Annotated in this window: 9 protein-coding genes and 1 rRNA gene; 5 read left to right on the plus strand and 5 right to left on the minus strand. The window is 67.4% G+C overall.

What is annotated here, in order from left to right; translation table 11 throughout:
• From QM569_RS06195 to QM569_RS06210, 4 genes are all read right to left on the minus strand, one after another.
• Nucleotides 1–4747: filamentous hemagglutinin N-terminal domain-containing protein (locus QM569_RS06195; RefSeq protein WP_414986353.1), on the minus strand; the 4747-nt coding region annotated here is incomplete at its 3' end.
• 9 nt (nt 4748–4756) lie between these two features.
• Nucleotides 4757–6541, minus strand: a complete 1785-nt coding sequence (locus QM569_RS06200) for a ShlB/FhaC/HecB family hemolysin secretion/activation protein (protein WP_414986354.1) — start codon at nt 6539–6541, stop codon at nt 4757–4759.
• Between the two features lie 77 nt (nt 6542–6618).
• Nucleotides 6619–7074: a DUF2214 family protein gene (locus tag QM569_RS06205; protein WP_414986355.1), complete on the minus strand. Its 456-nt coding sequence runs from the start codon at nt 7072–7074 to the stop codon at nt 6619–6621.
• Nucleotides 7075–7092: 18 nt separating this feature from the next.
• Nucleotides 7093–8022, minus strand: coding sequence for a LysR family transcriptional regulator (locus tag QM569_RS06210; protein WP_414986356.1), 930 nt, complete (start codon nt 8020–8022; stop codon nt 7093–7095).
• A gap of 190 nt (nt 8023–8212) precedes the next feature.
• Between QM569_RS06210 and QM569_RS06215 the strand changes: the two genes are divergently transcribed.
• From QM569_RS06215 to QM569_RS06235, 5 genes are all read left to right on the plus strand, one after another.
• A complete protein-coding gene (locus tag QM569_RS06215; RefSeq protein ID WP_414986357.1) occupies nt 8213–10423 on the plus strand; it encodes a malate synthase G in 2211 nt (736 codons plus the stop codon).
• A 125-nt stretch (nt 10424–10548) separates the two neighbouring features.
• On the plus strand, nt 10549–10779 hold the full coding sequence (locus QM569_RS06220; protein WP_414986358.1) for a cysteine-rich CWC family protein: 231 nt from the start codon (nt 10549–10551) through the stop codon (nt 10777–10779).
• A gap of 33 nt (nt 10780–10812) precedes the next feature.
• Nucleotides 10813–11001, plus strand: coding sequence for a 4-oxalocrotonate tautomerase (locus QM569_RS06225; protein ID WP_414986359.1), 189 nt, complete (start codon nt 10813–10815; stop codon nt 10999–11001).
• A 1-nt stretch (nt 11002) separates the two neighbouring features.
• Nucleotides 11003–12508: a DHA2 family efflux MFS transporter permease subunit gene (locus QM569_RS06230; RefSeq protein WP_414986360.1), complete on the plus strand. Its 1506-nt coding sequence runs from the start codon at nt 11003–11005 to the stop codon at nt 12506–12508.
• A 16-nt stretch (nt 12509–12524) separates the two neighbouring features.
• Nucleotides 12525–13295 (plus strand): class II glutamine amidotransferase, encoded by a 771-nt coding sequence (locus tag QM569_RS06235; protein ID WP_414986361.1) that lies wholly within the window; start codon nt 12525–12527, stop codon nt 13293–13295.
• Between the two features lie 63 nt (nt 13296–13358).
• Here QM569_RS06235 and rrf read toward each other — a convergent pair.
• Nucleotides 13359–13458: ribosomal RNA gene (rrf, locus tag QM569_RS06240) — 5S ribosomal RNA — on the minus strand; the annotation flags it as partial.

The following is a 13458-nucleotide window of genomic DNA, read 5'->3' on the forward strand; positions in this document are numbered from 1 at the left end:
CGATGGTGCCGCTGTTGTAGGCGCTGCCCTCGCTCTGGATGGAGACCGTCTCGCCGCTGATCAGCGCGCCGCTGGGGCTCAGATCGCCGGGCCGGGCGACCACGTAAACCTGGGGCACGAGCACGGCTTGCTGCGAGCCGTCGGGCAGGGTGACGGTTTGCTCGACCAGCCAGACCAGGTCGCTGGTGAGCTGGGCGAGCTGGGCGAGCTGGGCGGCTGACAGGGCTACGCCCGGGCGCAGGCCGTGCGCCTGGGCGAAGGTGACGCCCGATTGCAGCAGGGCCGCATATTGCGCGTCGTTGCTGGTGTAGTCGCCCAGGAAGCGGCGGCCCGTGAGCTGGCCGATCTGCTGCTGGACGAGCTGCTGTTCGTAGAAGCCGTCGCCCAGGCGTTTTTGCTGCAGGGCCGGATCGAGGCCCAGGGCATTGAGCATGTAGTCGCTGCTGATCCATTGGCGGTGGTCGGCAAAGCGCGGATCGGTTTCTACCAGGGGGCGGTGGGCGTTGTGGGCGTTGACGACGTACAGGCTGCTGGCGGGCAGCGCTGCGCCGGTGGCGGCGGTGCGCGCGTACAGCTGCTCGCCGGAAGTGGTGGCGACGGGCTGCTGGGTGGCCGTGGCGATGGTGCCCGTACTTTGCGCGGGCTTGAGCGGGCCCTGGGCGCCGCCGCTGCCCGGGTTGCCGCCGCCGGTGCCCGCGCCCGCCTGGTTTTGCAGGAAGACGACAGTGGGCAGATCGAAGGTGGTGCTCTGCGCGCTGTTGAATGCCTGGGGGGCGGATGCGTTTCTCTCCTGGCTGTCGCTGAACCCGCCGTGGTGTTCCCACCAGTAGTGGGTGGCGGTGCCGGTGGTTGTCCTGGTCTCGACGCCGGTGGCGGTCGATCGGTTGTTCAGTTGCCCGGCCTGGATGCTCCCGCCGGCGATGACGGTCGAGTCGATGTTGTTCAGCGCCCCGGCGACGACGATGCTGGCGCCTGCCGTGATCTGCCCGGGCAGAGAGGAGATCAGCCGGTCCCTGTGGATGGTTTCGGTGACGCCTTCGATGAGGGTGTATTCGCGGGAGCTGGCTTCGATGCGGTTGTTTTGCTGGATGACGGCCAGGATGGCCTGGTTGAGCTGTTTGGCGGCGGCGATGGAGTCTTGCTGGGTCTTCACTGCCGCGTCGTAGGCTGCCTTGTCGGAGCCTGCGGGCCAGTAGTAGCTTGCCTGGGCTTGCGTCCACTGCGCTCCGTAGGTCTCGGGGGCTGGCGTGGCGGTGTCGTAGTTGGGCGGTACTTCGATGCCGTATTGCGCGAATCGCGTGGACCCGGCGGGCTCGTATGTGTAGGTGGTGGTGCATCCCGAGCCGCTGTCGGTGTTGTCGCAGTGGGTGGTTTCCTGGTAGGCCAGCGGCAGGGTGGAGAGGAATTTGTCGGGGTGCGCGGGTTTGAAGATGCGTCCATCCGAGGCGCCGCCCGGCATGCCGTTGGATGCGCTCCAGGCGCTGTCGCCATACAGGTATGGGATGAAGACCCCATCCCATACCTCGCGGTATTGGCTGGCGCTCTCCGGTTGCTGACCGGGCAGTTGCACGAGGGTTTGCGCGGCCTGGATGGCGACGAGCTCCTGCCGGGCGATTTCGATGCCCGCATTGGTGTTGTTGACCGCTGCGGCGGCCAGGGTGATGCCGCCTGCCGCGTCGATGCGCGAGCCGGTGTTGTGGATGGCCTGCGCCTGCCCGGTGGCGCTGCCGTCGGCGTCGAGCGTGCCGCCCAGGCGCATGTCCCCCAGGCTCAGCAGGGTGGCGCCGCCCTGGTTGTTGACGGTGGCCGCGCCGATGTCGAGGTCGCCGCGCGAGGCGATGGTGGCGCTGATGCCGTTTTCTGTGCGGTTGTCGAGGATGCCCGCGCGGATGGAGATGCGGTCGCCGTGGATCTGGCCGGTGCCCACGTTGTCGATGGCGCCCGCGTCTATGCGCGTGTGGCGCCCGTCTATCAGGCCCCGGTTGGTCAGGGTCTGGCTGGCGGAGATGGCGACGCTGCCGCCGCCCACGATGCTGCCCTGGTTGGCGATGGTGCCGCCCGAGAGCTGCGCGCTGCCTGCGGCGCCGATGTAGCCATCCTGGCCGTTGTCGATGCGCCCGCCCTGGGCTTCGATCTGCAGCGCGCCCGAGGAGAGGATGCCGCCTGCGCTGCCGGATTGCCGGTTGGTGATGTCGCCGCCATGGCTGTCGATCAGGAGTTCGCTGTCCGATGCCGTGGTCTGGATGGCCCCGGCAGCGTTGTTCAGCGCCGCGCTGTCCAGTTGCAGGCGCTGGTCGGCCAGGATGGCGCCGCCCTGGTTGGAGACGGCGCTCCAGTGGCCAGCGCCGTCCTGGCTTCGTATGTGCAGGGTTGCGGCGGTGATGCGACCCCCGTCGTTGCCGATGCCGTTGGCGGCGAGCGTGGCGCTGTGCAGGGCTGCGATGCGACCGCGCTGGTTGTCCAGCGCCCCGGCTTGCAGGTGCAGGCCGCCGCTGCTGGCGAGGATCTGGCCCTCGGTGTTGGTGAGCTGCCTACCCTGGGTGTCGATGTGTACCGTGCTCGCACCGATACGCCCCTGGGTGTTGTCCAGGTCGAGGCTGGTGACCGAGGCGGCGCCGTGGGCCATGATGGCCCCTGTGCGGTTGTCGATTTGCACGGTGGCTACGTGCAGGTCGGCGCCCGCCTGCAGGGTGCCTGCCATGTTGCCCATGCCTTGGGCGGCGGTGATGTCCAGTTGCTGCAGTGCGGAGATGGTTCCGGAGCCGTTGTCCAGGCGAGCGACCTGGATGCGCGCGCTGCCGCTGCTGGAGATGATGGCCTGTTGGTTCTGCAGGGCGCTGGATACGTCGATCTGCATCTGGCCTGGCCCGTTTTGCGCGATCTCGCCCTGAGTGTTGTCCAGGGACTGCGCCTGGATCGTCAGCTCCCTGCCAGCGGCCAGCGTTCCTGCATGGTTGATGGCGCCGCCCTGGACGTGTACCGCCAATGACTGGGCGCTGCCGATGGTGCCGGCCGTGTTGTCGAGTTCCTGGGCGGCCAGGTGCAGGTCGGTCTGCACGACGAGCGTGCCCGAGCGGTTGTGCAGTGCGGTCTGGGTGCCGGAGAAGTCCCGCGCGGTCAAGGTGCCTCCACTGTTGTCCAGAGCTCCTTCGATGTGCAGTTGGCGGATGTTGGCGGTGCCGCTGTTGCGCAATGCCTGGGAAACGGAGACGTCCGTGGCGCCATTGGCGATGAGCTGGCCGACGTTGGCGATGGTGCCCGTGACCTGGATGCGGCCATCGGCCAGGAGCACGGGAGTGGTGGGTGTGGTCTGCAAGGCGCTTCCGTCCTGGCCGGAGGATGGCGGTGCCGTTGCGCCGCTGCCCGATACGGAGCTGCCGCTGGTGCCGGTGCCTGCGCTTGTGCCGCTCGCGCCCGTGGTGGCTGGAGGTGCGCCCAGCGTGGCGGCCGTGTCGGCGTTCGAGAGCGTGGCGCTGTGGAGGGTCAGGTTCTGCAGGCCCGTCTGGGTGATGCTGCCGGCATTGCTCAGGCCTGTGGCGGCAATGTCGAGCCGCTGGGCCGTGATGCTGCCGCTGGCCTGGTTGCCGAGCTGCCCGGACTGCACCAGCAGTTGGCGGGCGGCCTGGATCGTGCCTGCATTGGCGATGCCGACGCCGCCATCTTGGAGGGTGATGTCGCGCTGGCTGCCGAGTGTCCCGCTGTTGTCCATGCCTTGGGCGGCGATGCGCAGGTCGGCGTCGGCATGGTTGGCGGCGATGGCGCCGGAGTTGCTCAATTGCCCGTCCACGGTCAGCGTCAGAGGGCCGGAGGTGGCGGAGACGGTGCCGGCGTTCCTGACGCCGAGCCCGGCCTCGGTGCCGACGATGAAGATCTTGCCCGCGTACATGCCGCCCAGGTGGGCGACGTCCAGCGCGAACTGTGGCTTGCCGCCGGTGGGTGCTGCAGTGCTTTGCAGGATGCTGGCGGCGGCATCGGTCTGGTTGACGCCGGTGGCCATGCGCAGATCCTGCGCCCACAGTCCTGCGTTGACGGAGATGGCGCGGGCCAGGATGCTGGCGTAGTCTGCCTGCGTGGCATCCATGCCGCTGCCCTGGACGTGGATCGTGCCGGCCTGGACGCTGAACCCATTCAGGCTGCCATTGGCTCCATACAGGGGATGGCCCGTGGTCAGCGTCACGCCTGCGGCATTGATGAGGGACAGGCCATCGACGATCAGGCCGGAGGGGTTGGCGATGACGACGTCCGCGCGCTGGCCCGCGACTTCCAGCGGCCCCATCAGCCGGGATTGGGCGGCTGAGTTGACTTCGTTGACGATGACCCTGGCGCTGCCGCCAGCAAGCCAGGGGTTGCCTTGCACCCAACCGCCCAGCTGGGTTGTCGCGTCACTGCGGCTGTTGTTGAGGATGGCGCCTCTTTGTCCGATGTCGAACTGCTGGTAGGCGTTGCGGCTGACGCCGGAGGCCGAGGGGGTCTGGATGTTGATGGTCGGCGTGCCGTTGGCGGAGTTCAGTACCGTGGGCCGCTGCTGGCTGGGCGCCGAGGGGTTGGCAATGATCTGCGCGAAGCTGCCCTGGGTGGTGAGCAGCAGTGCGGCAGCCAGCGCCAGGGGCATGAGGGCAGCGCTGGCCTGGGTGGTTTCTCCGGCGCTACCGCCGCGGGCCTTGGCGGCGCTGGCGGCGCTCTCCTGCACCACCATGCGCATGCCGCGCGATGGGTTGAAGATGACGCGGTGAAGATGCTTGTTCATGGCGGCGGCTTAGAAGCTGTAGGCAAGGTTCAGGGCGAGGTTGGCGCGGGAGGTGTGCAAGCGTTCTGGTTTCCTTATCGGGGTGGACAGTGAGATTTCGTAGGCTAGGGCGCGCCAGGCGCCACGCATGCCGATGGCCGTGCCAGCCAGGGACCGGCCCGCCAGGCTGCGCACAGAGGGGCCGCCGACGCGGCCGCCGTCCAGTGCGATGAAGACTTCGGCGCCGGTGCCCACGGGCAGGCCGATTTCGTTGCGCCAGTACCAGCCGCGCTCGGCCAGCAGGGTGCTCTCGCCGTCGAAGCCGCGCACGGTGTAGCGGCTGCCGATGCCGATGCGGTCCTGGGGCGTCAGCGGTGTCCTGTTCCACTGCCCGTGCCAGGCGCTGGAGAACTTGAGGTGCGTGCCCGCCACCTCGAAAGGCCCCGCCAGCGTGATGTCCGCGATGAAGAGTTTCATGCGCGAGGTGCCTTCACCCCAGGGCTCTTCGGGGGCGCGCAGCGCACCGAAGGCGCCCGTGCCGCGTTTGAAGGCGAGGCTCGCATCCAGCACCGCCTGGCGCAGATACCCGCGCCGTGACAGGCTCAACTCGTAGCCCGAGGTACGCCGCCGCTGGACTTCGACCTCCGTGTCGTCGATGTAGTTGTTCGAAGTGCGGTGAAAGAGTCGCACGCCAACCGTGGTCCTGGACGAGGCGTCGCGCTGGATCACGCGGCTGAGCTTGAGGTCTGCGTTGCTGGAGGTGCCGCTGTACGTGTAGCTCTGGTAGGCGCCCGCAACGCCCTGGTGATACTCGTTGCGCGAGCCGGTCAGCGCCACGAGCCAGTAGCCCATGGGCACCGAGTAATGCGCGGCATGGCTGCGAGTGCCCCGTCCGCCGCCGTTGCCCACGCCGCCGCCATAGCTGAAATAGAAGAGGTCGTTCAGGCCCAGCGGGTTGTCCCAGGAAACGGTGGCCGTGGCCTGCGTCTTGCCGGTGGCCTGGGTGCCGCCGTTGTCCAGCGCCAGATTGCCGCGCAGGGGTGGGGCACGGCGGTAGGAGACCACCAGGTCGCTCTGGCCCGGCTCGGCCCCGGCGCCGTCGGCCGGAGCGATCTGGATGTCGGCGACGGCGTTGGGCACGCGCTGGAGGTTCTCCAGGCCCTGCTCGATGTCGCGCAACTGCAGAAGTTCCCCGGGCCTGGACGGCAGCGCCGTGGCGAGTGACGTGCCGCCCGTGCTGCCGTCCACGAAGCGCGTTTCGCGCAGCACGCCCGCAATCAGGGCGATGGTCAGCACCCCTTTGTTGAGGTTCTGGGGCACGGCCATGACGCGAGAGGTGACGTAGCCTCTCTGCAGCAGGGCCTGCTGCATGCGCTCCAGCATGACCTGCACGCCCTTGGCGCCGATGCAAGGCTGGCGACCTGGATCGAAGTCTGCGGCGTTCGTCAGCCAGGGAAATTCGCCAGCCTTGGGGCCGACGAGCTGGATTTCACGCAGGGGGAAGCAAGGGGTTTCGTTGCCAGGAATCTGCGGAGCCGTGGGCCTGGATTCGGGATGCAGCACGTCCGCGCGAGGCGCCATGCGCTCGCGCAGGGCTTTGTCCCGTTCCTGCTGGCGCTGGAGTTGCTGCTGCTCAATCGCGGCGGCGTCGGTCGGCTGCGCCTGTGCGGGCAGCGCAAGGCCCATGGCCAGGGCCAGGGCCAGGGCCAGGGCCAGGGCCAAGCCGCCAGCCAATATGCTGGCGGTTTTTGTTATTGTGCGCATGGTCGCTTCGTACAAGCCGCTCAGGGTGCGCAGTTCGCCGTTACCTCTCATCGGTGATTTCTTTACCCGCACAGAATTCGATCAGGCGGATGATTTGATTTGTACATGTTTGCTTCCTGAACCCCTATTTATTTCGTCCCCACGCCCCGCGCCAGGAACACCGCCAGCAGCGGGATCAGCGCCAGCAGGTGTACCTCGATCATCACCAGCCGCCGCGTGTTGCGCACATCGATGTCCGAAGGCAGCGCCCCCGTGGCGCGCAGTTGCTTGCGCCAGCGCAGAAAACGCACCGTCGGCCCAATGGACATGAGCCCGATCACCACGAACAGCGTCACCTTCACGTGCAGCAGCGGCTGCGACCAATACCAGCCCGCCCCCTTCATGCCCCACCAGGTGCGCGCCAGGCCCGTGGCGAGCAGCGCCATCGCGCTGATGCCGTACAGCAGGTCCACCCGCGCCAGCCGCTCCACCACGGCGGGGTTGATCCATTCCTTGCGGCACAGCGCGGCCTCGCTGGCGAGGAAGGTGACGGTCATCAAAATGGCCAGGATGTGGGCGTAGGCCAGCAGGGCTTCGGTGGTCATGGGGCGTACTCCTTGTGTTCAGGGGGTTAGGCCCCGCCAGAACGCTGGCTGCGCGTAGTGGTGCCTGAGGTGGTCTATCCACAGCCGCACGCGCAGCGGCAGGTGCTTGCGCTGGGGGAAGACGGCGTAGATGCCGTTGGGCGGGGCGGCGAAGTCCTCCAGCACCGCCACGAGGCGGCCTGCGGCGATTTCGGCCTCGACCTCCCAGGTGCTGCGCCAGGCGATGCCGTGGCCCGCCAGGCACCAGTCGTGCAGCACCTGGCCGTCGGAGCAGTCCAGCGGGCCGCCGGGCTTGAGGTGGGTGACTTCGAGCGAGCCGTCCGCCAGCGGCACTCTGAATGCCCAGCCGCGCGTTTGCGATGCGTCGCTGGACAGCGTCAGGCAGTCGTGCTGCACCAGCTCGGCGGGCGCGCGCGGGGTGCCGCGCCGGGCCAGGTATTCGGGCGTGGCGACGCACAGGCGCCGGTTGTCGGCAATGCGCACGCTGACGAGGGACGAGTCGGGCAGGTCGCCCACGCGCACGGCGCAGTCGAAGCCTTCGCCCGCCAGGTCCACCACGCGGTCGCTGAGGTTGAGCGAGATGGTGACATCGGGGTGCTGCGCGCGGAAGCTGGGCACCAGCGGGGCCACGTGGCGGCGGCCAAAGCCCGCAGGCGCGGTGATGCGCAAATGGCCCGTGGCCTTGACGCCGCCCGCCGAGACGCTGGCCTCGGCGTTGGCCACGTCGGACAGCAGGCGCTGGCAGTCTTCCAGGAAGGCGCTGCCTTCGTGCGTGAGGCTGATGCGCCGCGTGGTGCGCACCAGCAGCTTGACGCCCAGGTGTTCTTCGAGCGCATCGAGCCGCCGCCCCATGATGGCGGGCGCCACGCCCTCGGCCTTGGCCGCCGCCGTGAGGCTGCCGCGCGTGGCGACGGACACGAAGGATTCAAAAGCCTTGAGCTTGTCCATGGCGGTTTAGGAATGAAATAGGGCTCTAGCGCTTATCCAGAAAGCACAAGCAGCTATTAACTTAATAGCAAATGGCTGCGTGCTTCATTTTTACCTAAAAGTCACTGGTTTAGAGATTTTCTGCGTATTTATGTGCGCAAACATTTGCAATACAGTCGCCGAACCTTCCTTCCAACGCGCTTTTTCCACCATGACGACGACCGACCGCACCTCCATCCATGGCCTGCAAGTGGCTTCTCTCCTGTACCGCTTCGTCGAAGACAAGGTGCTGCCCGGCACCGGCATCGACAGCGGCGCGTTCTGGAAGGGCTTCGACGCCATCGTGTCCGACCTGGCCCCGCGCAACATCGCCCTGCTGGCCGAGCGCGACCGCCTGCAGGCCGAGCTGGACACCTGGCACAAGGCCCACCCCGGCCCGATCAAGGACATGGCGGCGTACCGCAAATTCCTGGAGACCATCGGCTACCTGGTGCCCCAGCCCACCGATGTGAAGGCGACAACGGCCAATGTGGACGACGAACTGGCGACGCAGGCGGGGCCGCAACTGGTGGTGCCGATTTTGAATGCACGCTATGCGCTGAACGCGGCCAATGCGCGCTGGGGCTCGCTGTACGACGCGCTGTATGGCACCGATGCCATCCCTGAGGCGGATGGCGCGGAGAAGGGCAAGGGCTACAACCCCGTGCGCGGCGCGAAGGTGATCGCCTTTGCGCGCCAGGTGCTGGACGACACGGCGCCGCTGGCCAGCGGCTCGCACAAGGATTCGACCAGCTACCGCGTGGAAGGCGGGCAACTGGTGGTGGCGCTGGCGAATGGCTCCAGCACGGGCCTGAAGGACCCGGCGCAGTTCAAGGGCTACCAGGGCAACGCGGCAGCGCCCTCGTCCGTGCTGCTGCAACACAACGGGCTGCACCTGGACATCCAGATCGACCGCTCCACGCCCATCGGCCAGTCCGACGCGGCAGGCGTGAGCGACCTGGTGCTGGAAGCGGCCCTGTCCACCATCCTGGACCTGGAAGACTCCGTGGCCGCTGTCGATGCCGAGGACAAGGTGCTGGGCTACAGCAACTGGCTGGGCATCATCCAGGCCACGCTGACGGAGCAGGTCAGCAAGGGCGGCAAGACCTTCACGCGCGGGCTGAACCCCGACCGCGTGTACACCGGCCCGCAAGGAGGCGAGGTGCGCCTGCATGGCCGCTCGCTCATGTTCCTGCGCAACGTGGGCCACTTGATGACCAACCCCGCCATCCTGTGGAAGGACGCCCAGGGCCAGGTGCGCGAGATTCCCGAGGGCATCATGGACGCGGTGGTGACGACCGCCATCGCCCTGCACGACCTGCAAGGCCACGGCAAGGACGGTATCCGCAACTCGCGCAAGGGCAGCGTCTATATCGTCAAGCCCAAGATGCACGGCCCCGCCGAGGTGGCCTTCGCCGCCGAGCTGTTCGCCCGCGTCGAGAAGCTGCTGGGCCTGCCGGACAGCACCGTCAAGCTGGGCATCATGGACGAGGAGCGCCGCACGTCCGTCAACCTGAAGGCGTGCATTGCAGCCGCCGCCAGCCGCGTGGCCTTCATCAACACGGGCTTTCTGGACCGCACGGGCGACGAGATGCACACCGCCATGCACGCAGGCCCCATGATCCGCAAGGGCGACATGAAGACCAGCGCCTGGATCCAGTCCTACGAGAAGAACAACGTGCTGGTGGGCCTGTCGTGCGGCCTGCGCGGCAAGGCGCAGATCGGCAAGGGCATGTGGGCGATGCCCGACCTGATGGCCGAGATGCTGAGGCAGAAAATCGCCCACCCCAAGGCGGGCGCCAACACCGCCTGGGTGCCCAGCCCCACGGGTGCCACGCTGCACGCGCTGCACTACCACCAGGTCAACGTGAGCGACATCCAGATCGAACTGGAAAAGATCGACGCCAATGCCGAGCGCGACAATCTGCTGACCGGCCTGCTGACCGTGCCCGTGAGCAGCAACCCGAGCTGGAGCGAGGCCGAGAAGCAGCAGGAGCTGGACAACAACGCGCAAGGCATTCTGGGCTACGTGGTGCGCTGGGTGGACCAGGGCGTGGGCTGCTCCAAGGTGCCCGACATCCACAACGTGGGCCTGATGGAAGACCGCGCCACGCTGCGCATCAGCAGCCAGCACATGGCCAACTGGCTGCACCACGGCGTGGTGACCGAAGCCCAGGTGCGCGAGACCTTCGAGCGCATGGCGGCGGTGGTGGACGGTCAGAACGCGGGCGACCCGCTGTACAAGCCCATGGCGGGCCACTTTGACACGAGCATGGCCTACCAGGCGGCGTGCGACCTGGTGTTCAAGGGGCTGGCGCAGCCCAGCGGCTACACCGAGCCGCTTTTGCATGCCTGGCGGCTCAAGCTCAAGGCAGCGGCCTGAATGCTATTGTTTTAGTAGCTGCTTGCGCTTGATGGATAAGCGCTAGAGGCCGATTTGACCCATAAAAAGCACTCCCCGGAGTGCTTTTTTTCTGGGCGCTGCGGCGCGTAAACTGGCGGGCGCCCATGCCCGACGACACCCCCACGCCCCATCCCGCCGCACGGTGCCCGCTGTGCGGCCAGCACAACCAGTGCGCCATGGTGGCGGGCCGCCCCGCCGAGAGCTGCTGGTGCATGGCCGCCCGCATACCGGCCCCAGTGCTCGCGGCCATCCCGGCGTCCGCGCGCGGCACGGCCTGCGTCTGCCCTGCCTGCGGTCGCGCACCGGGCAGCGCGCCCGGCGCCGCGCCTATATGATTTCGCCTTTCTTTCTCATTCAAAAAGCACCCCATGCCCACGTACCACGTCGAAATGATGGAAGGCCGCACCATCGAGCAAAAGAAGAAGCTGGTCGAAGAGATCACCCGCGTCACCGTCGAGGTGCTGGGCGGCTCGCCCGAGTCGGTGGACATCCTCATCACCGACGTGAAGCGCGAGAACTGGGCCACGGGCGGCAAACTCTGGAGCGAGCGCAGCTGACGTGGCCAACGACACACCTGCACTGCCCGGCACGCCAGCGGCGCTGATCGCCCGCTACGGCGAGCGCTACCGCTGGCTGCTGCTCTTCGCCGTGATGGTGGGGACGATGGCTTCCATCATGTCGTCCACCATCGTCAACGTGGCGATCCCGGACATCAGCCGCCACTTCGCGCTGGGCCAGGGCCGCGCGCAGTGGGTGACCTCGGGCTTCATGGTGGCCACCACCATCGCCATGCTCACCACGCCCTGGGTGCTGGCCCGCTACGGCTACCGCGCCACCTACGTGGGCGCCATCCTGCTGCTGTTGGCCGGCGGCCTGGCAGGCGGACTGGCCGACAATTTCAACCTGGTGCTGGCCGCCCGCGTGGCCGAGGGGCTGGCGGCAGGCGTGGTGCAGCCCATTCCCGCCGTGATCATCCTCTACGCCTTTCAGCCGCATGAGCAGGGGCGTGCCAGCGGCATCTTCGGCATGGGCGTGGTGCTGGCGCCCGCCGTCGGCCCCAGCATCGGCGGTCTGCTGGTGGACTGGTTCGGCTGGCGCTCCATCTTCTACATGGTCGTGCCCTTCTGCCTCGCCTCGCTGTGGATGGCCTACAAGTACGTGCCCGTGACGGCGCCTGGCGGCGCCCAGGCCGACGAGGGCGCGCGGCTGGACTGGCGCGGGCTGGCGCTGTGTACCCTGGGCACGCTGTGCCTGCTCAACGGCCTGGTCGAACTGCACGGGGGCACGGCGGGCGCGGCGGCGGTGCTGCTCATCGCCGCGGCCGTGACCTGGGCCGCGTTCGTGTTCTGGCAGCGGCGCCTGCTGGACACGGGCCGAAAGCCGCTCATGGACCTGCGGCTGTTCGGCTACCGGCAGTTCACCATGGGCTGCATCGTGGCCTTCATCTACGGTACGGCGCTGTTCGGCTCCACCTACCTGCTGCCGGTGTTCCTGCAACTGGGGCTGGCACTGTCCGCGTCGCACGTCGGCACCTTGATGCTGCCTGCGGGCATCGTGCTGGCGATCACCATTCCCCTGGTGGGGCGCCTGGCCGACCGGCAGCCCACCCACCTGCTCGTCAGCACCGGGCTGACGCTGCTCGCGCTGTCCTTCGGGCTCATGGTGTTCGTCGGGCTGGGCACGGGCCTGTGGGCGCTGGTGGCGCTGGCAGTGCTGGGGCGCATCGGGCTGGGCTTCATCCTGCCATCGCTGAACCTCGGGGCGATGCGACCGCTGGCCAAGGGGCTGATCTCCCAAGGCTCCAGCACCATCGGCTTTCTGCGCATGCTGGGCGGCGCAGCCGGGGTCAGCCTGTGCGGCATCGTGCTCGAATGGCGGCTGGGCGCGCACGGCGTCGCCTTGTCGGCCGGGGCCAGCAACCCGGCGCGGATCGCGGCCTTTGGCGAAACCTTTTTGATGCTCACGCTGCTGTGCATGCTGGCGCTGGTGGCAGCCTGGCAACTGCGCGTGCGTCCGTCCGATCCTTCCGACCCTTCCGCCGCGAGCGGTCCGGTCACTTCTTGAGCAGGAGACACGCGCCATGTGCCAGTTGCTGGGCATGAACTGCAACGTCCCCACCGACGTTACGTTCAGCTTCACCGGCTTCGCACAGCGCGGCGGTCGCACCGACCACCACAGCGACGGGTGGGGCATCGCTTTTTTTGAGGACAAGGGTTTGCGCCACTTCGTGGACCATGCGGCAGCCGTGGATTCGCCCGTGGCGGACCTGATCCGCCGCTACCCGATCAAAAGCCGCAACGTCATCGCGCACATTCGCAAGGCCACGCAAGGCGTCGTCAGCCTGCAGAACTGCCACCCCTTCGTGCGCGAGTTGTGGGGGCGCTACTGGGTATTTGCCCACAACGGCGACCTGAAGGAGTTCCGCCCCCGGCTGCATTCGCATTTCCTCCCCGTGGGGGATACGGACAGCGAACATGCCTTTTGCTGGCTCATGCAGGAACTCGCCAAATCGCACGCCAGCGTTCCGCCCATTCACGAACTGACCCTGACCTTGAAGGAACTCGCGGCCCGCATCGCCCCGCATGGCACCTTCAACTTTCTGCTGTCCAACGGCCAGGCGCTGTGGGCGCATGCATCGACCCACCTGCACTACATCGAGCGCGGCCATCCCTTTGGCGCGGCCCATTTGAGCGACGAAGACCTGAGTCTGGATTTCTCCACGCAAACCCGCCCCAGCGACAGGGTGGCCGTCATCGTCACCGCCCCGCTCACCACGAACGAAGCGTGGACGGCATTCAGCCAGGGCGAACTGCTGGTGTTTGCCGATGGTCGGCGGGTCGATCAGGACTGATTCTTTTCCCTCCAAGCAAAAACCCCCAACCTGGTGAGGTTGGGGGTTTTCTGGGCTGTAAGAGCCTGACGATGACCTACTTTCACACGGGAACCCGCACTATCATCGGCGCGAAGTTGTTTCACTGTCCTGTTCGGGATGGGAAGGAGTGGGGCCAACTTGC

The sequence above is a fragment of the Acidovorax sp. genome, from assembly GCF_047607405.1.
Classification (GTDB): domain Bacteria; phylum Pseudomonadota; class Gammaproteobacteria; order Burkholderiales; family Burkholderiaceae_C; genus Acidovorax.

Bases quoted from the DNA above. Each gene is read 5' to 3' on its own strand.
- QM569_RS06215 (WP_414986357.1), top strand. From the start codon at position 8,213: ATGACGACGACCGACCGCACCTCCATCCATGGCCTGCAAGTGGCTTCT.
- QM569_RS06235 (WP_414986361.1), top strand. From the start codon at position 12,525: ATGTGCCAGTTGCTGGGCATGAACTGCAACGTCCCCACCGACGTTACG.
- QM569_RS06225 (WP_414986359.1), top strand. From the start codon at position 10,813: ATGCCCACGTACCACGTCGAAATGATGGAAGGCCGCACCATCGAGCAA.
- QM569_RS06200 (WP_414986354.1), bottom strand. From the start codon at position 6,541: ATGAGAGGTAACGGCGAACTGCGCACCCTGAGCGGCTTGTACGAAGCG.
- QM569_RS06205 (WP_414986355.1), bottom strand. From the start codon at position 7,074: ATGACCACCGAAGCCCTGCTGGCCTACGCCCACATCCTGGCCATTTTG.
- QM569_RS06210 (WP_414986356.1), bottom strand. From the start codon at position 8,022: ATGGACAAGCTCAAGGCTTTTGAATCCTTCGTGTCCGTCGCCACGCGC.
- QM569_RS06220 (WP_414986358.1), top strand. From the start codon at position 10,549: ATGCCCGACGACACCCCCACGCCCCATCCCGCCGCACGGTGCCCGCTG.